This is a genomic window from Candidatus Rokuibacteriota bacterium (genome assembly GCA_016188005.1).
Lineage (GTDB): Bacteria > Methylomirabilota > Methylomirabilia > Rokubacteriales > CSP1-6 > UBA12499.
Map to the genome: position 1 here is coordinate 100,210 of JACPIQ010000104.1, position 23,452 is coordinate 123,661.

Below are 23,452 nucleotides of genomic sequence, written 5' to 3' on the forward strand. Positions count from 1 at the left end.
CTTTCAATCTGTTAGAGCCCGTCCAGCCTGGCACAGAGGTTGCGTGGAGCCTCTACGAGCGGCTCCCAACAAATAGGCAGGAGGGCGGAATGCGGAAAGGCGGAGAAGCAGCTTCGGAGGCGAGGCCAGTGGGCGCGCGTTCTCGGCTCGTGGGGGCGATCGTCGCCGCCGTCGCGGTCGCGGCGTTGGCGGCGGCTGTCTGGCGTCCCGACGCTTCGCCGGCGAGGGCGGATGGCCCGGCACTGGCGCGGGGTGCGCCCGCGGCGGTCGTGGCGCGCCGGGAGACGCGGCCGACGCTGGAGCCGGCGCGGTTCGTCGGCAAGGCGCGGACCGCACACCAGGTCGCCCGCGACATCCCCGACGTCCTCGACCAGCTGTACTGCTACTGCGAGTGCGACAAGCACATGGGGCACAGGAGCCTGCTCTCGTGCTACACCGACGGGCACGCCGCCACCTGAGACATCTGCATGGACGAGGCGCTGGATGCGTCTCGCATGGTGAAAGCCGGGTACCCCGTGACCCGCATCCGTGCCGAGATCGACCGCAAGTACGGACGATGATCCGCGGCCTGCTGGTGACCGCGCTGGTGACGCTCCTGCCCGCCCTCGTGGCGGCCCATGGCGAGCACGGCCCGGCGGCCCCGCTGGGCGCCTCCGCCACGGTGGCCGGGTACGAGATCGAGCTGCTGAGCGGGAGGGGTGCACTCCGGCCGGGAGAGCAGGGGGAGGTGGTGGCCAAGGTCGGCCGCGCCGGCTCTTTCGCGCCGATCTCGGGCGGCACCGTGCTGATCGGGTTCGGCGCCGATGGCGCGCTGCAGGAGCCGCAGGCGGCCCGCGAGGTGACCTGGGCGGGCAGCTACGTCGTGACCGTGACCCCCGCGCGGAGCGGGGAGCATCGCGTGCGCGTGGTGCTGGCGGCCCTCGAGGGGCGCCGCTTCGAGCCTGCCCTGGTGCTGGAGATGCCGATCACCGTGTCGGGCGCCGCGGGCATGGGCGCGGCCGCGTGGACGCTGGTGGCCTTGCTGGGCGGGGGCGCGCTGGCGGGGCTGTACCTGGTGGGGATGCGGAGCCGGCTCGGCGTGGCCTCGCGAGAGCCCGTGAACCTCTTGGCCGTGCCGTGGCTCCGCCGGACCCTGACCTCGCGCGTGTTCCAGCCTGCGCTGCAAGTCCCGCTGCTCCTGCTCATGGGCGTGATCGTCGTCCTGGGCTTCGTCGATGTCCAGGAGGGCGGCGTCAACCTCGCCACCAAGCTCACCTGGACGATCTGGTGGGCCGGCATCATCTTCACCTTCGTGCTCGTCGGGCGCGTCTGGTGCCTGGCCTGTCCCTTCGGCGCGCTCAACGAGTGGACCTCGCGGCTGGCGGGGGCGGCCCGTCGGCTGCCGAAGCCCTTCCGCAACATCTCGTGGGCCACGGGAATGTTCGTCCTGCTCACCTGGGCCGACGAGCAGCTGGGGGTGGTGCGCTCCCCGCAGGTCACGGCGTGGATCGTGGTGTTCTTCGCCGTGTTCGCGGTGGCGGTGGGCCTCGTCTTCGAACGCCGGAGCTTCTGTCGCTACCTCTGCCCCATCGGCGGGCTCATCGGGATCTACTCCATGACCGCGCCCGTGGAGCTCCGGAGGAAGGACGAGGCGCAGTGCCGGAGCCACCGCGACAAGGAGTGCTATCAGGGCGGCGCCGGCGGCCGGGGCTGCCCCATGCTGGAGTTCCCGCAGGCGCTCGACCGCAACAATTACTGCACGCTCTGCGGGGAATGCCTCAGGGCCTGCTCGCGGGACAACCTGGCGCTGCGCTTCCGGGCCTTCGGCAAGGATCTCTGGGCCTCAGGGCGGCGGCTCCTCGACGAGTCGTACCTTGCCGTGGCCCTCGTGGGCATCACCCTGGTGGTGACGGCGCAGATGCTGTCGGCCTGGCCGGGCCTGATTTCCCAGCTGGCCCGCTGGCTGCCGGGCTGGGTGCGCGGCGCGCTCAGGCCCGTCACCTATCTCGGGATGATCGAGTCTGGCATTCTCCTGGTCGGGGCGCTGGTGATCGTTCCCGCCCTGGTGTACGGGGGCGCCCGGCTGGCCGATCGGCTTGCGGGCGCACAGGGGCTCGGGTCCCGGCGCACCTTCGTCACGTTCGGCTACATGTTCGTCCCCGTGGGGCTCGCCCTGCACCTGGCCCACAACCTCGCCCACCTGCTCCTCGAGGGCGGGGGGATCGTGCCCGCGGTCCAGCGGGCGGTGGCGACGTACACGCCGCTGTCGCTGGGCGCTCCCGGCTGGATGCCGGCGCCGCTGGCCTCCGAGGCGGTGGTCGGGCTCCTGCAGATGGGCATCCTCGCGGGCTTCTTCGTGCTGTCGCTGGTGGCCGGACAGCGGATCGCGCTCCGCGTGTACGCCGATCCGCGAGCCGCCCGCCGCGCGCTGGCGCCCATGGCGGCGCTATCCTTCGCGTTCACCGTGGCGGGCATCGTGCTGCTGAACCAGCCGATGGGCATGCGCCACGGGATGTGATGGATGCCCCTTGGGACAAGCCTTCCCACCGGGAGTGGGTTCGAGGTACAGTTCAGCGGTCCGGAAACGGATCGCCCCTGTGGCGTGGCGGTGCTCGACGACGCGCGCGTGCGTCACGCCCGCACGTCGGGGGCGCTCCCGCCGACGCTCGAGTGGCGTCGGTCGAGGCAGTATCAGCCAGCCGCCGGGAGGCCGGCCTCGCGGCGGCTGCCGGCCCCCCCGGCGGAAAGGGTTGACCATGCTGAGAGGCGCGAAGTGGACCGCCGTCGCCGCGCTCGTGCTCCTGCCTGTCGGGGCAGTCTGGGCCCAGCCCGTGTTCAGCCCCAGCCAGGATCCGCTGGCCGGTTCCCGGGTCTTCGCCAGCAAGGGCTGCTCCAAGTGCCACTCCATCCATGGCCTCGGCGGAAAGGTGGGGCCCGATCTCGGCCGCATCCAGCGACCCCGGTCTTTCTACGATCTGGCGACCGCCATGTGGAACCACCTTCCGAAGATGGCGGACCGCATGCAGCGGATGGGCATCGCGCGGCCGACCCTTGATGGGCGGGAGGCGGCGGACCTGATCGCCTTCCTCTACACCCTGAACTACTTCGACGCCGCCGGCAGCCTGGAGACCGGGAGGAAGCTCTTCACGGAGAAGAAGTGCATCATCTGCCACACGGTCGGGGGCACGGGCGGCGTGGTGGGCCCGAATCTCGACTTCCTGAGCCAGCTCGCCTCCCCGATGTTCGTGGCAGCCGCGCTGTGGAACCACGGACCGCAGATGGCGGAGACCATGAAGGCCAGGGGTATCGACCGGCCGGCCTTCACCGGCGCCGAGCTGCGGGATCTGCTCGCCTTTGTCGTGCCGGCTTCTGCCGGGCCGCGCGAGGGACCGCTCTACGTGCTGCCGGGTCGGGCCGACGTCGGGCGCCAGCTCTTCTCGGAGAAGCGCTGCATCGAGTGCCACGCCCTCGGCGGGGCTGGCGGCAAGGGCGGCCCGGACCTGCTGGAGCTGGGGGTGAGACGGAGCCCGTTGGAGTTCGCGGCGGCCATCTGGAACAAGGTGCCCGCCATGACGCGCCTCATGCAGGTGCGGGGCGTGCCTATTCCCCAGCTGCGCGCGGAGGAGATGGCGGACATCGTCGCCTATCTCTACGCCGTCCGCTACTTCGCCGAGCCGGGCAGCATCAGCCGGGGCTGGGCGCTGGCGGTCCAGAAGGGGTGTCTCTTCTGCCACGGGGTGTACGGAGAGCGCGGCAAGCCGGCGAGCGACCTCACGCGGGCCAAGCAGGTCGAGACACCTGCGGGGGTGGTGGCGAGCCTGTGGAACCATGCCGTGGTGACGGCCGCGGAGCCGGGAGGCAAGAAGCGGCCGTGGCCCGAGTTCCGCCCGCAGGAGATGGCGGACCTGGGCGCGCTCCTCCAGGCCCTGGGGCGCCCCCAAGAGACACCGAGGAGGTAATCCATGCGTCTCTCTGAGGCGATCCTGGGGGTCGCGGCTGTCCTGACGCTGGCCGCCTCACCCGGGGCGGCGGCGCCGGCCCCGCCGGACAAGTGCGCTGCCTGTCATCTGGACACGGGCGACGAGCGACTCGCCCAGCCCGCGAGGGACTTCCGCGACGACATCCACGCGGCGAAGGGTTTCGGCTGCGTCGCCTGTCACGGCGGGGACTCGAAGGAAGAGGGGATGGAGGCGATGGATCCCAAGAAGGGATACATCGGCAAGCCGGGGACCCGGCAGATCCCGGCACTCTGCGGACGGTGCCACGCGGACGCGCAGTTCATGAAGCAGTACAACCCCTCGCTGCGCGTGGACCAGCGGGCCGAGTACGCGACCTCGGTGCACGGCCGGCGGCTGGCAGGGATGGGCGATCTGAAGGTGGCGACCTGCATCTCGTGCCACTCGGCCCACTCGATCCGGCCCCCGTCGGATCCGAAGTCGACCGTCCATCCCCTCAAGGTGGCGGACACCTGCGGCCGCTGTCACGCCGACGCCAAGTACATGGGGGTCTACAAGATCCCCACCGACCAGCTCCAGAAGTACAGGACGAGCGTCCACTGGCGGGCCATGTTCGAGAAGGGCGATCTGTCGGCTCCGACCTGCAATGACTGCCACGGCAACCACGGCGCGGCGCCGCCCGGGATCTCCTGGGTCGGGAACGTCTGCGGCCAGTGTCACGCGGTCCAGGCTGATCTCTTCAAGCAGAGCGTGCACGCCTCGGTGTTCGCGCAGATGGGCAACCCGGGCTGCGCCACCTGCCACGGGAACCACGACGTGAGCGAGGCGCGGGACACCCTGCTGGGGCTTGGCGAGAAGGCGGCCTGTGCGGCCTGCCATACCGGGAAGGATGCGGGCGGCAAGAGCGCGACGGAAATGGGAGCGGCCATCGGGGGCCTCAGCGCGGAGTGGGAGAAGGCCCGCGCGCTCCTGCTCCGGGCCGAGCATGCTGGCATGGAGGTGAGCCAGCCGCAGTTCGATCTCAACGGGGCCAAGGATGCGCTGGTCAAGGCGCGGGCGGCTGTCCACAGCTTCCGCACGGAGGCGGTCAAGAAGGAGGTGGAGCCCGGGCTCGCGATCGCCTCCAAGGCCTACGCGCGCGGCGTCCGAGCGCTGGAGGAACTGGGGTTCCGGCGCAAGTGGCTCGCCGTCTCGGTGATCGTCATCCTCGCTCTCATCGCGGGCATCGTGGTGAAGATCCGGGCCGTGGACCGCCGCCAGCAGCTCGGCGCGCCCGGCCACTGACGAGGAGGGACACAATGGCGGAGGGAGCGTTCCCGGAACCCAGCCGGCGGGGGTTTCTCAACTGGTTTCTCGGCACGGCGGCGGGAGCCTTCGTGCTCTCGGTGCTCTACCCGGTGAGCCGGTATCTCGTGCCGCCGGAGGTCACCGAGTCCACCGCGGGGACGGTGACGCTCGCCATCAAGCCGGAGGAGGTCAAGCCGAACAGCGGCCAGATCTTCAAGTTCGGAAGCCGCCCGGGGATCCTGGTGCGGACGTCCCAGGGCGAGCTGCGCGCCTTCACGGCGGTCTGCACCCACCTCAACTGCACGGTCCAGTATCGGCCGGACCTGCAGCACATCTGGTGCGCGTGCCACAACGGCCACTTCGACCTCAACGGCCGGAACATCGAGGGACCGCCGCCGCGTCCGCTCGACGCCTTCGTCGTCAACGCGCGCGGCAACCAGATCATCGTGAGCAAGGGCGCCTGACGATGCCGGGGGAGGAGGAGCGGCACGGCAGGCTGTGGACGTGGCTCGACCAGCGCGTCGGTCTCGCCGAGATCGAGTATCTCGCGCGCAAGAAGGAGATCCCGATCCACCGCCACACCGCCTGGTACTACCTCGGCGGCATGACCCTCTTCCTGTTCCTCGCGCAGATCGGCACGGGCATCCTGCTGCTGTTCTACTACCGGCCGAGCGCCGAGGAGGCCTTCGAATCGATCCAGTTCCTGATGGCGGAGGTGGAGTTCGGGTGGCTCATCCGCTCGATCCACTCGTGGGCCGCGAACCTGATGGTCTTCACGCTCTTCCTGCACCTCGGGAGTGTCCTGCTGCTCAAGGCCTACCGGCCGCCCCGCGAGGTCACCTGGGTCTCGGGGGTGTTGCTCATGGGGCTGGCCATGGGCTTCGGCTTCACTGGCTACCTGCTCCCGTGGAACGAGCTGGCCTACTTCGCCACCAAGGTCGGGAGCGAGATCACCGGCGCGGTCCCGGTGGCCGGCGGCTTTCTCCGCCGGCTGCTGCGGGGGGGCGACGAGGTGACGGGGGCCACGCTCACGCGCTTCTACGGCATCCACGTCGCGGTGCTGCCGGCGATCACGGGCATGGTCCTGGGACTGCACCTCTACCTCGTGCAGCGGCACGGGATGAGCGTCCCTCTCGCGGTGGAGCGCAGCGGCGAGCCTCGGCGGATGATGCGATTCATGCCCAACTTCCTGCTGCGCGACCTGGTGGGGTGGCTCTCCGCGCTGGCGATCCTCGCGGCCCTCGCGGCGTTCCTCCCCGCCGAGCTGGGGCGGAAGGCCGATCCCTTCCTCCCGGCCCCCATCGGGATCAAGCCCGAGTGGTACTTCATGTTCATGTTCCAGACGCTCAAGTACCTGCCGGCCCACATCCTGGGCATCGAGGGCGAGGTCGTCGGGATCCTGGGCTTTGGGCTCGGGGGGCTCTTCCTGCTCCTCGTGCCGTTCCTGGACCGGCGCGCGGCCAGGGGGGAGCGAAGCCTGCTTTTCACGTGGATCGGGCTCGGCATCATCGTCTACATGATCGTGCTGACGTACCTCGGCTACACGGCGAGCGCGACCAAGTGACGCGTGCGGGAGACGGGTACCGTGGTGGGGTGTCTGTGCAGTGAGGCCCGATGACCCCGGAAGGGGAGCAAAGGAGAGGTTGGCCATGCGATTCGGTCGGCTCGGGACTGTCGCCCTCATCGTGGGATTCGGTCTGGGGGCGCTCTTCGCATCGCCGGGTGAGGCTCAGCCGAAGATCCCCCCGGACTTCGCCTTCGAGCAGGGCAAGGACAGCCCCGGCGTCGCGAGCTTCAGCCACGAGAAGCACAAGGAGAAAGTCGAGAAGTGCACGGGCTGCCACACGAAGGTCTTCAAGATGAAGAAGGGGCAGACGGGCAAGCTGACCATGGACAAGATGAAGGCCGGCGAGCTGTGCGGCGCCTGCCACAACGGCAAGACGAAGGTGGGCAGCACGGTCGTCTTCAATGTGGACGACAAGGCCAACTGCGAGAAGTGCCACAAGAAGAAGTAGCCTCGGACCCCCACTCGGCGCGTTCCTGGCAGTCGCCACCCTCGTCCTGATCCCAGGCGCGCCCGGGGCCCTTGCGGCCCCGGGCGCAGCCGCGGCCACGGTGGAGGACTGCCTGGCATGCCATGCCGACAAGGGGCTCGCTCGAGGCGCGCCCGTCCGGGGCAAGACCCTGTCGGTCTTCGTGGACGAGGCGGTTCTGCAGGGCTCTGCCCACGCGAGCCTTCCGTGCGTGGCCTGCCACCGGAGCGCCACCGCGCCTCACGACGAGCGGCTGCCAGCGGTGTCCTGTGCCGGGTGTCACGCGGGGCAGCGCGCGGCGCTGGGCGAGGGCATCCACGGCAGCCGCAAGGCGGAGGCCGCGCGGCCCGCGCCGAGTTGCGCCGCCTGCCACGGGACCCATGACGTCAAGGCTGCGGCGTCGCTCTCGACGCAGACCTGCGTGGCCTGCCACGCCAGACAGGTGGACCTCTACCGCAGCAGCGTGCACGGGCGCTCCCGCGCGCGGGGCGACGCCGAGGCCGCCACCTGCCGCTCCTGCCATGGACCGGCCCACAAGGCCCTGGCGAAGGCCGACCCACAGTCCCCGACGTATCACCTGAGCCTGCCGCGCACCTGTGCTCAGTGTCACGCCGACCCCGAGCTGGCGCGGCGCCATGGGATCGAGGTCGGCGCGGTCTACCAGCAGTACATGGATTCCATCCACGGCCGCGCCGTGACGCGGAGCGGGCTCCTCGTGGCCGCCAACTGCTCGGACTGCCACGGGGCCCATGAGATCCGGGCGCGGACCGACGCCGGCTCCCGCGTCTTCCGCGCCAACATTCCCAGGACCTGCGCGACGTGTCACGCGGGCGTCTACCGGGACTACGCCGAGTCCATCCACGGCAAGGCGGCGGCCCATGGGGCCGCTGGGGCCCCGGTCTGTACGGACTGCCACAGCGCCCATCAGATCCGGCGCGTCGAGGGAGCGCCCTGGCAGCTGGACGTGATCCGCGAGTGCGGCACCTGCCACAGGGAGTCGCTCAGGACCTACCGGGACACCTTCCACGGCAAGGTGACGCAGCTCGGGCTGACGCGGGTCGCGAAGTGCTCGGACTGCCACGGATCGCACTCGATCCAGCCGGCCTCCGACCCGCGCTCCCGGGTCTCTCCGGGGAACATCGTCTCCACGTGCCAGCAGTGCCACCCCGCGGCAGGCAAGTCCTTTGCGCAGTTCCATCCGCATGCGGATGCTCGGGACAGGGTCCGCTTTCCCCGGCTCTACTACGTCAACCTCCTGATGATCTCGCTGCTGGTGGGGACCTTCGCCTTCTTCGGGGTGCACACCGTGCTCTGGCTGCCGCGCTCCCTGGTGGAGCGCCTCCGGCGCAGGTCGGGCTCCGGCGAGGAGGGGCCTGACCGGTGAGCGGCGGCGAGCGGCACTACTTCAGGCTCAACCTCTACCACCGCGTCCTCCACGGGATGGTGATCGCGAGCTTCCTCGGTCTGGCCGTCACGGGACTGCCTCTCAAGTACGCCCACACGGGGTGGGGCAAGGGGCTGTCGCTGGCCCTCGGCGGTCCGTTCACGACCGGGTACCTGCACCGCTTCTTCGCCCTCGTCACCTTCGTCTACTTCGCCCTGCACCTGGGCTACCTGGTCCGCCTGGCCCTGGCGGGCCGCCACGGGATGTTCTGGGGGCCGGAGTCCATGGTGCCCCAGCCCCGGGACCTCGTGCAGATGGTGCAGCACATGCGCTACTTCGTGGGTCTGGGCCCGCGACCGCGCTTCGACCGCTGGGCCTACTGGGAGAAATTCGACTACTGGGCCGTGTTCTGGGGCATCGCGATCATCGGCAGCAGCGGGCTGCTCCTGTGGTTCCCCGCGTTCTTCTCGCGGGTTCTCCCCGGCTGGACCTTCAACCTGGCCATCATCATCCACAGCGACGAGGCGCTCCTGGCCGTGGGCTTCATCTTCACCATTCACTTCTTCAACACCCACCTGAGGCCCGAGAAGTTCCCCATGGATCCGGTGATCTTCACCGGGCGGGTCTCCGAGGAGGAGTTCCGGCGCGACCACCCCGCCGAGTACGAGCGCCTGAAGAGGCAGGGGCGGCTCGAGGGGCTCCAGGCCGATCCGCCGCCGCTCTGGCTCAGGAACTTCTCGCGGGTGGTGGGCTTCAGCGCGCTTGCCATCGGCCTCGTGCTGATCTGGCTTATCATCGGCACGGCCCTCCGATGATGACGACGGGGGAATCGATGGGCGAGCCCAGGCGGGGGCGGCGCCGGCGGCGTCTCACCGCGGTCCTCATCATCGGGGGAATCCTGCTGGTGGCGGGAGCGGCGGGGTTGGCGGGGCTCTGGCATTTCAGCACGAGCCCGCTGCTCTGCAATTCCTGCCACATCATGAAGCCATACGTCGAGGCCTGGAAGACCTCCAAGCACAAGGACGTCACCTGCGTGAAGTGCCACTACCCACCGGGCTTCCGCGAGACCATCTGGGTCAAGTTCCAGGCGATGACCCAGGTGGTGAAGTGGGCCACCCAGACCTACTCGTCCAAGCCCTACGCCGAGATCGAGGACGCCTCGTGCCTGCGCTCGGGCTGCCACGACCGGCGGCTGCTGGACGGCAAGGTGGTGTTCAAGCGCGGAATCATCTTCGATCACAAGCCGCATCTCGAGGAGGAGCGGCGGGGCCGGCAGCTGCGGTGCACCTCCTGTCACTCGCAGATCGTCGTCGGCAGCCACATCGAGGTCACCGAATCGTCGTGCTTCCTCTGCCACTTCAAGGGGATGAAGACGGCCCGCACGCTCCAGCCCATCGCGGGCTGCACCGGCTGCCATCAGGCCCCCAAGGGGGATATCCGGGTGGGCTCCGTCACGTTCAACCACGAGGAGGTCACGAAGCGCGGCATCGCTTGCCAGAACTGTCACCTCAACGTGGTGGAGGGGGAGGGGGAGGCACCTCGAACCCGTTGCTTCACGTGCCACAACCAGCCGGAGAAGCTCGGGCGCTACCCCGACACGCCCTTCCTTCATGATTTCCACGTGGCCAGGCACAACATCGAGTGCGAGCGCTGTCATACCGAGATCAGGCACAGGCTGCCGCCGAGGATCGGCGCGCCGACGGCAGCCCGTGAGGGCGACCTCACGCGGGGTGCGGCCCTGGTGACGCCGTGAGGGCCGGCTGGCTCGTCCTCGCAGCCGCGTTGACCTGGCTTGCCGGCGCCACGCCGGTGGACGCAGCGCGCCCGGGCCAGCTGCTCGCCCAGATCCCCCGGCTGCCGCCGGCCGGCGGCAAGCCGGACGAGCCGCCGCCGCACCGGGCCGGGGAGCTGGAGTGCCGAGGCTGCCACGAAGGCGAGCACCAGGGGGTCGTGCGCATGTATCTGGGCATGGGCGGACGGGGCACGCCCATGATCCCCAGCCACATGTTCCAGGTGCGGGTGGAGTGCGTGGCCTGCCACGTGGCGCCGAAGGAGGCGGCGGGGCGAGCGAGGATCGTGGGGCAGACGTTCAGGCCGAGCGAGCAGGCCTGCGTCAACTGCCACGGGGAGAAGTACCGGGGGATGCTCGATCGCTGGAACGGGACGCTCGGCAAGATGCGTGACATCGTGACGCCGAAGCTGGCGGCTGCCCGGGCCGGCCTGGCGGGGGGGAAGGTGAAGAACCCCGCGCGCGCGCGCGCCGCGAAGCTGGCGGAGGACGCCGAGTTCAACCTGCAGTTCGTCACCTTCGCCAAGGGCATCCACAACGTCTTCTACGCCGCCGACCTGCTCAAGCTGGCCAATGTCTGGCTGGACGAGGCCGCACGGCTCACGGGGCAGGCGCCGGCGAAGGTGGACGACGCCCTGGTGCGCGGGGGATACTGCGGCGTGATGTGTCACGCGCAGGCGGGGGTGAAGCTGCCGGAGACCGTCACCTTCGCCAAGCAGCGGGTGCCGCACGCCAGACACGTCACGGAGTTCGGGGCCGTGTGCACCGTGTGCCACTCGGCCGAGGTCCACAAGGCGGTGACGGCCACGGCCGCGACCTGCACCTCCTGCCACCACAGCCCGCAGAACGAGCGGTGCGAGGGCTGCCACCGGACCCAGAGCGCCTTCTTCCGGGGGGAGGCCAAGAGCGCGCTGGCCAAGGCCGAGCCCGACGTCATGGCGAAGGCCGTCGGCTGCACCGGGTGCCACGATCTGTCGACGAAGCATTCCCGGCGGGCCGTGACGGAGAAGTGCGTCGGCTGCCACGACGCCGGCTACAAGGGTTTCGTGGACGAGTGGACCACCGGTGCCGACAAGGAAGTCGCGAGTGCGACGGCCGCGCTCAGGCAGGCCGAGTCCCGTCTGACGGCGGTGCGGCGCAGCGGGCGGAAGGCCCCGGAGGCCGAGACGCTCATCCGGGGGGCGCGCGAGGCGCTGGCGCTCGTGCGGAAGGCGCGGCCCGCCCACAACCCGGCGCTGGCCGACGCGCTCCTCGACAGCGTCCGGAAGAGGAGCGCCGAGGCCGTGTCGAAGCTCGAGCGGCCGTAGTCCCGGATGCGTGCCGAGGACCCGTTCGGAGCTGCCAGGGCCGGCCGAAGGTAGACGGGCACCCCGGTGTCACCTCGGCTGAAGATGATCCTCGGGATGGAGGCGATGCTCCTGGCGGTGATGCTCGCCTACACGGTCATCACGGTGCGGGGCCAGGCGAGCCATCTCTTCAATCCGGCCAGGCGCGAGGCAGAGCTGATCCTCGCGCTCGCGGAGCGGGCCGTCGCCCGGGCCATGATGGAGGGGAAGAGCGCGGAGGTGCAGGCCATCCTCCAGGAGATCGGCGAGGTCCCGGATGTAACGGGGATAAGGATCGTCGACCCCGGGGGCACCATTCTTCGCTCCGCCAAGTGGGCGGAGGTGGGACGCACCCTGCGGCCGCGAGAACGGCGGGCGGAGGGCAAGCCCGCCGAGCCGGTCTGGGACTACGAGGCCCGCACGATCGGGGTCTCGCGCCCCATCCTGAACCGCCCGGTGTGCCACGCCTGCCATTCGCAGGACCAGACGACCCTCGGCTTCCTCGAGGTCTTGCTCACCCTGCCCAGTCTCGAGGCGGAGATGGCCCGGCGGTGGACCATCACGGCCCTTCTGGGCATCCTCGCCGTGGTGGCTGGCGGAGGCCTGCTCGCCATGTACTTCACGCTCACCATGGGCCGGCGGATCGAGGCCATCGTCCTCGCCATGACCCGGGTCGAGGCCGGTGACTTCAGCGCCAAGGTTCCGGAAGACGACCGTGACGAGCTGGGTCGGTTCGGCAGGAACTTCAACGCCATGGTGTCCCGGCTCGCCGAAGCCCAGCGGCGCCTGCGGGACCGCCACGCGGAGGAGATCCGGCGGGCAGAGCACCTGGCCTCCCTCGGACAGATGGCGGCCGGGATCGCCCACGAAATCAACAACCCGCTCGCCGGAATGCAGAACTGCGTGCGGACCCTTCTCAAGCATGACCGCGACCCGAACCGGCGGGTCCAATACCTGGAGATGCTGCGGGAGGGACTGGGCCGGATAGGCCGGACCGTGAGGCAGCTCCTGGACTTCGCCCGGGAAGTCAGACCACAGCTCACCCGCACGGCGCTCGCCCCGCTCGTGCACCGGTGCCTGGCCCTCGTGGAGCACGAGCTGGCGGCACGGCGGATCTCCTCCGCAGTGTCGGTGGACCCGGCGCTGCCGGCGCTCGTGGCAGATCCCCACCAGCTCGAGCAGGTCTTCCTGAACATCCTGATGAACGCCCTGCAGTCCATGCCGACCGGCGGGAGCCTCACGGTCAGCGCGGGGCCGCGGGAGTCGGAGGCCGGGTCGTTCGTGGAGGTGAGGATCGCGGACACGGGCGGGGGAATTGCGCCCGACACGCTGCCTCGGATCTTCGATCCGTTCTTCACCACCAAGGAGGTGGGGGAAGGGACCGGTCTGGGGCTCTCGGTGAGCTACGGGATCGTGCACGCCCACGGGGGGGTCATCGAGGTGGAGAGCGAGGTCGGCAAGGGGAGCACCTTCACCATCGCCCTGCCGGTTGGTGGGGCAGGGAGCAGCGATGCGCCCACGGATTCTTCTGGCCGAGGATGAACCGATCCTCCGGGTGACGCTGGCCCACGACCTCGCCGACGCGGGGTACGAGGTCAGCGCGGCGGCCGACGGTGTCGAGGGGCTCCAGCGCCTCCAGGAGTGTTCATTCGACGCGGCTCTGCTGGACCTGAAGCTGCCCAAGGTGGATGGGCTGGCCCTGCTCGAGCGCTTCAAGACGGTGAACCCCACAGGGGTGGCCGTCATGATGACCGCATACGGGACCATCCACACGGCGGTGGCGGCGATGAAAGCGGGGGCCGCCGACTACCTCCTGAAGCCTTTCCCATCGGAGGAGCTTCTCCTGCTGCTCCGGGGACTCCTCGCCTCGCGCCCCCGCCTGGAGGCGCCGGGGCCGAGACCGGCAAGCGTCCTGCAGTTCGGGGAGCTCATCTACGCCAGTCCGAGCATGGCACGCATCGCGGACCTCATCGCCACGGTGGCACCCAGCGACGCCACTGTCCTGGTCCAGGGGGAGACGGGCACGGGCAAGGAGCTCGTGGCGCGGGCCATCCACCAGCACAGCGGGAGACGGCAGCAGCCGCTCATCACGGTCGCCTGCGCGGCGATTCCCGAGACCCTGCTGGAGTCCGAGCTTTTCGGGCACGAGCGCGGGGCTTTCACCGGCGCGATCCGGGAGCGCAAGGGGCGCTTCGAGCTGGCCCACCGGGGCAGCCTCTTCCTCGACGAGGTGGCGGATCTGGGGCCGGCGGTTCAAGCCAAGCTGCTCCGGGTGCTCCAGGAGCGGGAGTTCGAGCGGGTCGGCGCGACCCGCACCCTCAAGGTCGATGTCCGACTGATCTCGGCCACCCGGAAGCGATTGGAAGACGAGGTGATGGCGGGGCGGCTCCGCGAAGACCTCTACTATCGACTCAAGGTGATCACGGTCAACCTGCCGCCACTGCGCGAGCGGAAGGAAGATGTCCTCCCGCTGGCCGAGCGGTTCCTCGAGAAGTATGGCCGGCCCCTGGGGAAGGACGTGCACCAGTTCACCGCCGAGGCGTGCTCTCACCTCCTGACCTACGCCTGGCCCGGAAACGTGCGGGAGCTGGAAGCCTGCATCCAGAGGGCGGTCACGCTGACGAGGAACCCGCTCGTGGGGGTGAAGGACGTGGCCCTGGAGGAAGGTTCCGCGCCCGGAAACCAGGCCTGCGGCCTGGCCTCCTCCCTTGGCGCGACGATCCGGGACGCTGAGCGGCGCTACCTCGAGGAGATCCTCCGGAGCGTCGGCGGCCAGAAGACGCGAGCCGCCGAGATCCTCGGCATCAGCCGGAAGACCCTCTGGAAGAAGCTGAAGCTGCTCCACCTGGAGTGACCGCTCAGCAAGACGATGTAAGGCCTCGGCCCCTGGCGACGTTCTTGCAGCCTCCGCTGGAGGGATGAGCAAGCGTGCGCGGGACACCGGAACGGCCGCCCGATGTGCCGGGGGGCAACCTCTCGAGAAAGTGCGCGAAGAAGCCGAGCGCCGGCACATCCTCTCCATCCTCCAGATCACGAGCGGCAATCGGGCCCAGGCGGCTCGACTCCTGGGGATCAGCCGGAAGACCTTGTGGAAGAAGATGAAGCGCCTTGGAGCACGCTACGCCTCCGACGTTACCGAAGGGTAACGTGTCCGCGCATCCCGTTACCGTTCGGTAACATCCCCTGACCGGCCTCCGTCCCCCAGCGGCCCGTCTTCTCAGGCCTTTCTCGCCGGACTGCGGTTGGTAGGGTTCTTGCGCCTTCTGCTCCAGTTGAGCGTCCGGGTGCGCCTTCGCAGGCCGGCATGACCGGTTCTCCGGTGGAAGTGGAAGGAGGAAAAGCGATGAAAGCAAGGGAAGCCCCGCATGGGACCGGACTCATCCTGTTGTTCGGCATCCTCCTCGTGGTGGCGGGGTGCGCGCCGGTTCCTCCCGGCCGTGAGGCCGGGCCCCCGAGGGCGGGGAGTCGAGATCTCGCGGCCATCCACCTGAAGGAGTCTCCGCAGTTCAACGGTGCATGCCTCAGCTGCCACGCTGAGGTCATGAAGCAGACCACTCTCGCCCCGGCGATCAAGGAAGCCCACGCGGTCATGGTGGCCCAGATGCCCGACTACGACGAGAAGGCGGGCGTGACCAACGCCAATTGCGCCTCGTGTCACACGAGAGTGGATGCGCTGCAGCAGTCGGGCGTGCACATCAGGAAGAACGCGGACGTCGAGTCCTGCGCGGCCTGCCACGGCAAGAGCGGCGCGGCCAAGAGGAAGTTCTATGCCGAGTGACGGTGGCGCGCGAGCGGCACTCGAGCGCAGAGGGAGGATGACGGGTATGGCTCGACATGCGGAAGCCGATGGATGCGCGCTGGTCGGCCCGGAGATGGATCGGCGGCGCTTCCTCCAGGTCAGCGCGACGCTCGCCGCCGCAGCCGGCGCCGGCGACTTCTTCCGCGCCAGCCCCGCGGCGGCGCTGACCACCAAGCAGAGCGTCGCCGACCCCAGCGAGGTCGATGCTGGTGTCCAGGTCGTGATGAGCGTCTGCCAGCAGTGTCACAGCCGCTGCGGCATCATGGCGCGGGTGAAGGATGGGGTGCTCCTGAAGATCGACGGCAACCCGTATCACCCCAACAACTTCGACCCGGACGAGCGTCCCCCCTACTCGATGCCGGTGGATCTCGCGAAGCGCAGGCCCGGGCGCCTCTGCGCCAAGGGGCAGGCCGGCGTCCAGGTCGTGTACGACCCGTACCGGATCAAGCAACCGCTCAAGCGCGGCGGTCCTCGGGGCTCCGGACAGTGGAAGGCGATCAGCTGGGAGCAGGCCTTCCAGGAAATCGCGGCCGGGCTCAAGCCCCTGCGAGATCTGAACACCCCCATCGACCCGGCGGCGCCCGAGCTCGGTCCCATCGCCAACCAGGTGCTCTACGCCCCCGGGCGAACCGTCGAAGGGGGGTTCACGGACCGGATCTGGAACAAAGGCTTCGGCACCGCCAACTACCGTGAGGACCACACGAGTATCTGCGAGACCTCCCACCACGTGGCGAACGAGCTGATGACGTGGGACGAGAAGGCGAACCGGATGGGGAAGAACCATTTCAAGCCGGACATCGTCGAGGCCCGGTACATCATGCTGTTCGGCTCGAGCTTCCTCGAGGCGAACTTTCCCATGGCCGCCACGGCGCGCAAGCTGATGGACTTCCGGGCCAAGGGCGGGCGGTACGTGGTGGTGGACCCGCGCTTCTCCAACACCGCGGCGCTGGCGCACCGCTGGGTGCCGGTCACGCCGGGCGGCGACGCGGCGTTGGCGCTGGGGATGGCGCGCTGGATGCTGGAGAACCACAAGTACGACGCGCGCTATCTCGCGAGCGCCAACCAGGCGGCGGCCAAGGCCGCGGGCGAGCCCACCTGGACCGACGCGACGCGGCTGGTCGTCGTGGATGCGGCGCACCCGGAGGCACGCCGGTATCTCCGCGCCGACGCGGTCGGCGGCAGCCAGGAGCGCTACGTGGTCTGGTCCGGTGGCGGCCCCAAGGAGATCGCCGAGGCGGCCGTGGTGGGCGAGCTCGAGCCCGGCGAGGTGACGGTGGCCGGGCGGCGGTGCAAGACGGCCTTCCAGCTCATGAAGGAGCGGGTACTGGCCCGGACCATGGCCCAGTACGCCGAGGACTCGGGCCTCTCCGCCGACCTCATCGTCACGCTCGCCTCCGAGTTCGCGGCCGCGGGAAAGCAGGCGGTCACCAACGCCTACCGCGGGGCCGTCCAGCACACCAATGGCGTCTACACCCAGCTCTCCATCAACATCCTGAACACACTCGCCGGCAACTACGACTGGAAGGGGGGCAACGGCGGAGGCGGCGGGGGCTATCCGGAGGGCTCCGGCGTGACGCCGCTGGGCAACGTGCCCGGGGGTGTCTTCCCCAGGGGAGTCAGGCTGAATCGCACGCGCAAGCACTACGAGAAGGATGCCCCGAGCCTCTTCAAGCGCGCCGGCGGATACCCGGCCAAGCGGCCGTGGTTTCCTTTCGCCAGCCACGGGAACTATCAGGAGGTGATCCCGAGCGCGGCCGAGGGCTACCCGTATCCGCTCAAGGCGCTCATCACGTACTGGAACGCGTGGCCCTACAGCACGCCTGCGCTCCGCCGAGTGTTCGAGGACTACGTCAAGGACGAGAAGAAGCTGCCGCTCTTCGTCGCCATCAGCCTCAACATGGGCGAGGTGGCGGCCTGGGCCGACTACGTCCTGCCCGACACGAGCTATCTCGAGAAGTGGGCCTTCCCCGGTATGACCCCGACCATCCTGACGAGGGCCACGTCGTTCCAGCAGCCCGTGGTGGGGAAGCTCGACGGCAAGGACATCGGGACGGTGGGGTTCAACCCTGACGCGCCGAACGTGTACACGCCGGTGCTGCCCAACACGAAGACGACCGGCGACATCCACATCGGGCTGGCGAAGGCGCTGGGCTTGCCGGGCGTGGGAGAGAAGGCCTTCGAGGACGGCAGCCCCCTGAACACCTACTGGGACTTCTACCGGAAGGGGCTTCAGAACCTGTCCAAGAACACGGGCAGGCCCATCGGCGAGATCGTGGCCAAGGGAGGCGTGTTCGAGGACCCGGGCAACGAGTACGACGGGAAGTACCTCAGGTACAAGTACGGCAAGCTGATCCACATCTACATCGAGCAGCTCGCGACGACGAAGGACTCGGTGACAGGGCAGTACCTCGAGGGGCTGCCCCACTACGAGGCGCCGAAGTTTTCCGACGAGACGGCCATCGCCGCCGTGGATGGTCGGGAGTATCCGTTCCATCTCATCACGTACAAGATGGCCTGGCACGGCCAGGCGCGCACCGCGACGATCCCGTGGCTCATGATCATCCAGCCCGAGAACTACGCGGAGATCAACGCCGGGGACGCCAGGCGCCTCGGCATCCACGACGGGGACCTGGTGCGGCTGACCTCCGCCACGAGCCCGGAGGGGGTCGTCGGAAAGGCAAAGGTGACCGAGGGGCTGAAGCCGGGGGTCATCGCCGTGTCCCATCACTTCGGCCACTGGGAGCTGGGCTCGAGGCCCTGCGTCGTGGACGGAGTCGCGCATCCCGCCGATCCCAGCCGGGGCACGGGGCTCACGGTGAACCCGATCATGCGCCTCGACCAGTTCAAGGACCGGGTGCTCAACACCTCGATCCAGGACAAGGTCGGTGGCAGCGTGTCCTTCTCCGACACTCGCGTCAAGCTGGTGAAGGCATAAGGGGGGGGACGAGCCATGGCACAGCGCGGATGGTTGATCGATCTGGGGCGCTGCATCGGCTGCCACAGCTGCACGGTCGCGTGCAAGGCGGAGCAGAACACCGCCCCGGCGAACTCCCCGCTGCTCTTCGAGGGGGGAAACGTGCAGCGGCCGCGGCACCTGAGCTATCGCTGGGTCGTCGTTCAGGAGGGCGGCATCTACCCCAACGTCTGGAGGACCTTCGTCACCTCGTCGTGCAACCACTGCCAGAGCCCCGCCTGCAAGGCGGCCTGTCCGGTGGACGCGATCTCCAAGCGCCCCGACGGCATCGTGCTCATCGACCAGGAGAAGTGCATCGGCTGCAAGTACTGCGTCTGGGCGTGCCCGTACGGAGCGCCACAATGGAACGAGGCCACGCGGAAGGTGGAGAAGTGCACCATGTGCGTGGAGCGGACCGACCGCGGGCTCGAGCCCGCCTGTGCGACCACGTGCATCGGCAAGGCACTGACCTACGTGGCCGACTTCAATCCCGCGCAGGCCGGCGGGAACGCGCCCGCCGGCTTCGCCGACCCGAGGCTGACCCGGCCATCGGTGAGGTTCGTCGCAAGGTGAGCGGCGCGCGTGCGTGGGCGACGGCTCGCGGGCAGCTCTATCGGTACCTGGCGACCGTGTTCCTCACGCCGCCGGGCGCGGGGCTCGTCGCGCCGCTTCTCGACGCCGAAGTTCTGTCCGAGCTCGGGAGGCGATTCGGAGAGGAGGCCGTCGCGGAGCTCCGCTCGTTCCGTGACGGCTTCCTGGGGGGCTACGAGTCGCTTGACCAGGAATATCAGGGGCTCTTCGTCGTGCCGCTCGGGCGGTACGTGACGCCGTACGAGGCGGTGTACCGGGACGAGCACGTGGTGGGCGATCAGGTGGTGCGCGGCCTCCTCCTCGGCCCGTCCACGGTGGCCATCAAGGCGCTGTACCGGGAGGCCGGCGTCGAGGTGGTCGAGGAGGTATGCGAGCTGCCGGATCACGTGGGGCTGGAGCTCGGCTACCTGGGCACGCTCTGCGAGGCCGAGGCGCAGGCCGCAGAGCGCGGGGATGCCGACGGTGTGGCCCGCGCGCGGGGGCTCCAGCGCCGGCTGCTCCATGACCATCTGCTCGCCTGGGTCCCGTCCCTCTGTGGGCGCCTCCGCGACCTGGCGCCCGGGCCGTTCTACCGGGGCATCGCCGCCTTGACGGAGGCGGCGCTGCGACACGAAGCCGAGGCGCTCGCGCGGCCGGGCGTCCTCGAGGGGGGCGCGGTGAGTCCCAGCACCGCGCGCAGCGAGACGGGCTGATGGCACTCGATCGTCACCCTGCGAGGCCAGGCGAGGGCGCTGTCTGCTACGATACGCCCGTGACGCTCGGCAGGGCGGTGGTGTCGCTGAGGAGGCTGTTCTTTCCGGAGCCGCCACGGGTGATTCCCGCCCATCGGCTCCTGGGCGTGGCCCTGCGCACCGCGCACCTGATGACCTTCGGCGCGCTCGTGGGCGGGCACCTCTTCGAGGTGGATCACTGGCGGCTCTTTCCGTTTCTCGTCGCCACGATCGTGAGCGGCGCCGGCCTCATGGCGCTCGAAATGGCCTCCACGTGCGCCTGGCTGTTCATGGGCAAGGGGCTGGCCGTGCTCGCCAAGCTGCTGCTCCTCACCTCCATCACGTTTTTCTGGGAGCAGCGGGTGGTGCTGCTCCTGCTCACCGTGGCACTGGCCTCGGTCGGGGCCCACATGCCGGCCCGCTTTCGGCACTACTCGGTGCTCTCCGGAAAAGTTGAGGGGCCCGAGCGAGACGCTGCTCTCGAGGTGATGCCGAGGGAGTAACCGAGCGCCGGAGATCGCCGGTGTCTCCGGGTGGCCACGCTGAGGCGCCGGCGCCCCTCCGGAAGGAAGTGTTTACTCGTTCACCTGAGGCGTGCTCACTAGTTTTCCCATCCGAGATGCCTGGGGGCCGTGTGTAGCGCCCCTGGCACCGTAGTTGCTGCCCTACCCAGCCCGATGCTTCCGCGTTCCTCGAAGTCTCGGTGCCTCGTCGTGTCGGGCGTCCCTTGTTGTCTGCTCCACCATGGGCGAGCCAGCGGGATACCAAGGGCTGGCTCTCGCTGCACATCGACCGAGGAGCGTTCGAGCCAAGGGAGCAGATCGGCCTTCTTCGGCGGACTGCGAGAGCGGAGGCGGCGATGATGCGCAGAGCGTGGCTCGCGGCGGTCCTCATGGGCGCCGGCACCTGGGCCTTCACGGGCGCTCCTTCGCGCGCGGCGGCGGCGGACGCGGAGTCCGGTGCTGCGCTGTTCGCGGCCAAGCAGTGCGTCCGTTGCCACGTGCCCCGCAGCGAGCGGGGGCCAGGGCCCGCCCTCGAGGAGCTCCGTCGCCCCCAGGGGGCCATGGAGCTCGCGGGCCGGCTCTGGAACCACGTCCCGGCCATGGCAGGAATGCTGGCGCAGCGGGGGTTCGACTGGCCCAGCATCAGCGCCTCGGAGATGGGGAACCTGATGGCGTACCTGCAAGGCGACGCGCTGCGGGATGCGCGGCCGGACCTCGACAAAGGGCAGGTCATCCTGCTGCGGAAGAACTGTCTCAAATGCCACAGCCTGAGGCGCGAAGGGGGGCGGGTGGAGCCGGATCTGGCCGAACGCCGAGCCGATTACGAGTCGGCGTCCGCCTGGGCTTCGGCCATGTGGACCCATACACCCCGGATGGCGGCCATGGCGAGCCGCATGGGCGTCGCCTACCCCCGCTTCGCGGGGGACGAGATGGGGAATCTGGTCGGCTTCCTGAGGGAGGCCGCCACCGCGCCGCCGCGCGGCGCCGGAGGAGTGCCCAAGCGATGACAGAGAGCCGCGGGTCCGTGGAAGGGGGGTGCCTGTGAGGCTGCCGGAGCAGATCAAGCGCCTCGGGCTGGTGATCGGCGTGCTGGTGGCGGCGGTGCTCGTGGGGCGGTTCGTCGTGATCCCCCGCTCGCTGGTCGCGACGGAGCTCCATCAGGCCAGCACCGTGGCCCGCGAGGTCGCGAAGCCGATGAAGTTCGCCGGGACGGCCGCGTGCCAGGACTGCCACGACGACGTGGCCGTCACGAAGGCGAAGGGGTACCACAAGAACCTCGCCTGCGAGGGATGTCACGGGCCTGCCGCCAAGCACGCGGAGGATCCCTCTTCGGGCAAGCCCCCGGCGCCCCGCGATCGGAAGTTCTGCCCGGTCTGCCACATCTACGACGCCTCACGGCCCACGGGCTTCCCGCAAATCAACCTGACGACCCACAACCCGCTGAAGGCCTGCATCACCTGCCACAACCCCCACGATCCGGTGCCGCCCAAGGTCCCGCAGGAGTGCTCGGCCTGCCACGGGCAGATCGAGCGGACGAAGGCCGTGTCGAGCCACGCGCTGCTCGCCTGCACGACCTGTCACAAGGTGCCCCCGCTGCACAAGACGGCGCCCAGGAGCGCGCTGCCCTCGAAGCCGGACACCCGCGAGTTCTGCGGGGGCTGCCACGGCAAGGACTCGGCGCAGAAGGACGCGCCCAAGGTGGACGTCTCGGCCCACGGCGGGCGCTTCCAGTGCTGGCAGTGCCACTACCCGCACCTGCCGGAGGGGCGGGCATGAACAAGCGTGACTTCCTCAAGGGCATGATCCTCTTCTTTCCGGCCGGCGGGCTGCTCGAGATGGCCGCCAACGCGGCGGCGAAGGAAACGGCCGCCCCGGAGGCCGCGGGTGCGCAGCCGGCGGCCATGGGCGCGCCCGGCGCCGGCGGCTACAACGGGGAGAAGCACTACTACGGCATGGGGATCGAGATCGACAAGTGCATCGGCTGCAGCCGGTGCGTCGAGGCCTGCAAGGCCGAGAACGACGTGCCGCAGGAGCCGTTTTACTTCAGGACGTGGATCGAGCGGTACGTGATCACCAAGGACCACGGGGTGATCGTCGAGAGCGTCAACGTCAAGGGCAAGGCGGCCAAGGAGACGCCGCAAGAGGACCGCGACGTCATCCGGACCTTCTTCGTGCCCAAGCTGTGCAACCACTGCATCCATCCGCCGTGCGTCCAGGTCTGCCCGGTGGGCGCCACGTTCTCGACGAAGGACGGGGCGGTCCTGGTGGACAAGGAGCGGTGCGTGGGGTGTCGCTACTGCATCCAGGCCTGCCCCTATGGCGCTCGCTATCTTCACCCGAAGACCCGGACCGCCGACAAGTGCACGTTCTGCTACCACCGCGTGGTGAAGGGGCTGCTCCCGGCCTGCGTCGAGGTGTGCCCCACCCAGGCGCGGATCTTCGGCGATCTCAAGAGCAAGGCGAGCCGGCTGACGCGCTTTTACCGGATGAACAAAATCCACGTGCTCAAGCCGGCGCTGAACACGGAGCCCAAGGTGTACTACGCCGGGCTCGATGGAGAGGTGCGATGATCGAGACCTCGGGCCAGCGCCTGGGCGAGCTCCTGGAGCACATCACGGGCTTCATCTACCCCAACGAGATCGAGATCCACTGGTCGATCCTGATCGTCGTGTACCCCTACGTCACCGGTCTGGTGGCCGGGGCCTTCATCCTCGCCTCGCTGGTGAAGATCTTCAACGTCAAGGCGCTGCAGCCCACGTACCGGCTCTCCCTCCTGACGGCGCTGGCCTTCCTGCTGGTGGCGCCGCTGCCGCTGCTGCTGCACCTCGGACGCCCGGAGCGCTTCTACGAGATCCTCCTGACCCCCAACGTGACCTCGGCCATGGCCATGTTCGGCTTCGTCTACGCCTGGTACCTGATGGGCGTGCTGCTCCTGGAGATCTGGTTCGAGTACCGGCGGGACCTCGTGGTCCTGGGAGGGCAGGGGCGGGGCCTGCTGCGTCAGATCCACCGGGCGCTCTCGCTCTACTCCACGGACGTGAGCGAGGCGGCGCTGGCCTTCGACCGCAAGGCCATCCGGGCCATCACGGTGATCGGGATCCCCTCGGCCTTCCTCCTGCATGGCTACGTGGGCTTCATCTTCG

Annotated in this window: 23 protein-coding genes; all 23 read left to right on the plus strand. The window is 69.3% G+C overall.

Features of this window, described 5'->3' with window-relative positions:
* Positions 1–128 precede the first annotated feature (128 nt).
* Entirely contained in the window at positions 129–458 is a 330-nt protein-coding gene (locus tag HYV93_20740; GenBank protein MBI2528396.1) for a hypothetical protein, read from the plus strand.
* A 98-nt stretch (positions 459–556) separates the two neighbouring features.
* Positions 557–2,497 (plus strand): 4Fe-4S binding protein, encoded by a 1,941-nt coding sequence (locus HYV93_20745; GenBank protein MBI2528397.1) that lies wholly within the window; start codon positions 557–559, stop codon positions 2,495–2,497.
* 238 nt (positions 2,498–2,735) lie between these two features.
* The gene (locus tag HYV93_20750) at positions 2,736–3,938 is read left to right on the plus strand and encodes a c-type cytochrome (protein ID MBI2528398.1); all 1,203 of its coding nucleotides are present in this window, start codon (positions 2,736–2,738) and stop codon (positions 3,936–3,938) included.
* A gap of 3 nt (positions 3,939–3,941) precedes the next feature.
* The gene (locus tag HYV93_20755) at positions 3,942–5,219 is read left to right on the plus strand and encodes a cytochrome c3 family protein (protein ID MBI2528399.1); all 1,278 of its coding nucleotides are present in this window, start codon (positions 3,942–3,944) and stop codon (positions 5,217–5,219) included.
* 14 nt (positions 5,220–5,233) lie between these two features.
* Positions 5,234–5,686, plus strand: a complete 453-nt coding sequence (locus HYV93_20760) for a ubiquinol-cytochrome c reductase iron-sulfur subunit (protein ID MBI2528400.1) — start codon at positions 5,234–5,236, stop codon at positions 5,684–5,686.
* 2 nt (positions 5,687–5,688) lie between these two features.
* Positions 5,689–6,786, plus strand: a complete 1,098-nt coding sequence (locus HYV93_20765; protein MBI2528401.1) for a cytochrome bc complex cytochrome b subunit — start codon at positions 5,689–5,691, stop codon at positions 6,784–6,786.
* Positions 6,787–6,871: 85 nt separating this feature from the next.
* Positions 6,872–7,237 (plus strand): hypothetical protein, encoded by a 366-nt coding sequence (locus HYV93_20770; GenBank protein MBI2528402.1) that lies wholly within the window; start codon positions 6,872–6,874, stop codon positions 7,235–7,237.
* Between the two features lie 100 nt (positions 7,238–7,337).
* On the plus strand, positions 7,338–8,639 hold the full coding sequence (locus tag HYV93_20775) for a hypothetical protein (GenBank protein ID MBI2528403.1): 1,302 nt from the start codon (positions 7,338–7,340) through the stop codon (positions 8,637–8,639).
* On the plus strand, positions 8,636–9,454 hold the full coding sequence (locus HYV93_20780; protein MBI2528404.1) for a hypothetical protein: 819 nt from the start codon (positions 8,636–8,638) through the stop codon (positions 9,452–9,454). The genes HYV93_20775 and HYV93_20780 overlap by 4 nt, the downstream gene beginning before the upstream one ends.
* Before the next feature lie 17 nt (positions 9,455–9,471).
* Positions 9,472–10,392 (plus strand): NapC/NirT family cytochrome c, encoded by a 921-nt coding sequence (locus HYV93_20785; GenBank protein ID MBI2528405.1) that lies wholly within the window; start codon positions 9,472–9,474, stop codon positions 10,390–10,392.
* A complete protein-coding gene (locus HYV93_20790) occupies positions 10,389–11,735 on the plus strand; it encodes a hypothetical protein (GenBank protein MBI2528406.1) in 1,347 nt (448 codons plus the stop codon). The genes HYV93_20785 and HYV93_20790 overlap by 4 nt, the downstream gene beginning before the upstream one ends.
* 66 nt (positions 11,736–11,801) lie before the next feature.
* Positions 11,802–13,295: a HAMP domain-containing protein gene (locus HYV93_20795; GenBank protein MBI2528407.1), complete on the plus strand. Its 1,494-nt coding sequence runs from the start codon at positions 11,802–11,804 to the stop codon at positions 13,293–13,295.
* Entirely contained in the window at positions 13,264–14,607 is a 1,344-nt protein-coding gene (locus tag HYV93_20800; protein MBI2528408.1) for a sigma-54-dependent Fis family transcriptional regulator, read from the plus strand. The genes HYV93_20795 and HYV93_20800 overlap by 32 nt, the downstream gene beginning before the upstream one ends.
* A 64-nt stretch (positions 14,608–14,671) precedes the next feature.
* Positions 14,672–14,899 carry a hypothetical protein gene (locus tag HYV93_20805; GenBank protein ID MBI2528409.1) on the plus strand — a complete coding sequence of 76 codons (228 nt, stop codon included), beginning with the start codon at positions 14,672–14,674 and terminating at the stop codon, positions 14,897–14,899.
* A 197-nt stretch (positions 14,900–15,096) separates the two neighbouring features.
* Positions 15,097–15,531: a hypothetical protein gene (locus HYV93_20810; protein MBI2528410.1), complete on the plus strand. Its 435-nt coding sequence runs from the start codon at positions 15,097–15,099 to the stop codon at positions 15,529–15,531.
* 46 nt (positions 15,532–15,577) lie between these two features.
* Positions 15,578–18,487: a molybdopterin-dependent oxidoreductase gene (locus HYV93_20815; protein MBI2528411.1), complete on the plus strand. Its 2,910-nt coding sequence runs from the start codon at positions 15,578–15,580 to the stop codon at positions 18,485–18,487.
* Positions 18,488–18,502: 15 nt separating this feature from the next.
* Positions 18,503–19,078, plus strand: a complete 576-nt coding sequence (locus tag HYV93_20820; protein MBI2528412.1) for a 4Fe-4S dicluster domain-containing protein — start codon at positions 18,503–18,505, stop codon at positions 19,076–19,078.
* Positions 19,075–19,788: a molecular chaperone TorD family protein gene (locus tag HYV93_20825; GenBank protein MBI2528413.1), complete on the plus strand. Its 714-nt coding sequence runs from the start codon at positions 19,075–19,077 to the stop codon at positions 19,786–19,788. Before HYV93_20820 ends, HYV93_20825 begins: the two co-directional genes overlap by 4 nt.
* A 59-nt stretch (positions 19,789–19,847) precedes the next feature.
* Positions 19,848–20,309 carry a hypothetical protein gene (locus tag HYV93_20830; protein MBI2528414.1) on the plus strand — a complete coding sequence of 154 codons (462 nt, stop codon included), beginning with the start codon at positions 19,848–19,850 and terminating at the stop codon, positions 20,307–20,309.
* Positions 20,310–20,665: 356 nt separating this feature from the next.
* Positions 20,666–21,316, plus strand: a complete 651-nt coding sequence (locus tag HYV93_20835) for a hypothetical protein (protein ID MBI2528415.1) — start codon at positions 20,666–20,668, stop codon at positions 21,314–21,316.
* Between the two features lie 34 nt (positions 21,317–21,350).
* The gene (locus HYV93_20840; GenBank protein MBI2528416.1) at positions 21,351–22,085 is read left to right on the plus strand and encodes a hypothetical protein; all 735 of its coding nucleotides are present in this window, start codon (positions 21,351–21,353) and stop codon (positions 22,083–22,085) included.
* A complete protein-coding gene (locus HYV93_20845; GenBank protein MBI2528417.1) occupies positions 22,082–22,879 on the plus strand; it encodes a 4Fe-4S dicluster domain-containing protein in 798 nt (265 codons plus the stop codon). The genes HYV93_20840 and HYV93_20845 overlap by 4 nt, the downstream gene beginning before the upstream one ends.
* Positions 22,876–23,452: polysulfide reductase NrfD (gene nrfD, locus HYV93_20850; protein ID MBI2528418.1), on the plus strand; the 577-nt coding region annotated here is incomplete at its 3' end. The genes HYV93_20845 and nrfD, both read left to right, overlap by 4 nt.

What these genes read in the sequence shown, in the direction of transcription:
- HYV93_20755 (MBI2528399.1), top strand. Translation starts at nt 3,942, where the DNA reads ATGCGTCTCTCTGAGGCGATCCTGGGGGTCGCGGCTGTCCTGACGCTG.
- HYV93_20760 (MBI2528400.1), top strand. Translation starts at nt 5,234, where the DNA reads ATGGCGGAGGGAGCGTTCCCGGAACCCAGCCGGCGGGGGTTTCTCAAC.
- HYV93_20815 (MBI2528411.1), top strand. Translation starts at nt 15,578, where the DNA reads ATGGCTCGACATGCGGAAGCCGATGGATGCGCGCTGGTCGGCCCGGAG.
- HYV93_20820 (MBI2528412.1), top strand. Translation starts at nt 18,503, where the DNA reads ATGGCACAGCGCGGATGGTTGATCGATCTGGGGCGCTGCATCGGCTGC.
- HYV93_20745 (MBI2528397.1), top strand. Translation starts at nt 557, where the DNA reads ATGATCCGCGGCCTGCTGGTGACCGCGCTGGTGACGCTCCTGCCCGCC.
- HYV93_20835 (MBI2528415.1), top strand. Translation starts at nt 20,666, where the DNA reads ATGATGCGCAGAGCGTGGCTCGCGGCGGTCCTCATGGGCGCCGGCACC.
- HYV93_20750 (MBI2528398.1), top strand. Translation starts at nt 2,736, where the DNA reads ATGCTGAGAGGCGCGAAGTGGACCGCCGTCGCCGCGCTCGTGCTCCTG.
- HYV93_20805 (MBI2528409.1), top strand. Translation starts at nt 14,672, where the DNA reads ATGAGCAAGCGTGCGCGGGACACCGGAACGGCCGCCCGATGTGCCGGG.
- HYV93_20845 (MBI2528417.1), top strand. Translation starts at nt 22,082, where the DNA reads ATGAACAAGCGTGACTTCCTCAAGGGCATGATCCTCTTCTTTCCGGCC.
- HYV93_20785 (MBI2528405.1), top strand. Translation starts at nt 9,472, where the DNA reads ATGGGCGAGCCCAGGCGGGGGCGGCGCCGGCGGCGTCTCACCGCGGTC.
- HYV93_20765 (MBI2528401.1), top strand. Translation starts at nt 5,689, where the DNA reads ATGCCGGGGGAGGAGGAGCGGCACGGCAGGCTGTGGACGTGGCTCGAC.
- HYV93_20800 (MBI2528408.1), top strand. Translation starts at nt 13,264, where the DNA reads ATGCGCCCACGGATTCTTCTGGCCGAGGATGAACCGATCCTCCGGGTG.
- HYV93_20810 (MBI2528410.1), top strand. Translation starts at nt 15,097, where the DNA reads ATGAAAGCAAGGGAAGCCCCGCATGGGACCGGACTCATCCTGTTGTTC.
- HYV93_20770 (MBI2528402.1), top strand. Translation starts at nt 6,872, where the DNA reads ATGCGATTCGGTCGGCTCGGGACTGTCGCCCTCATCGTGGGATTCGGT.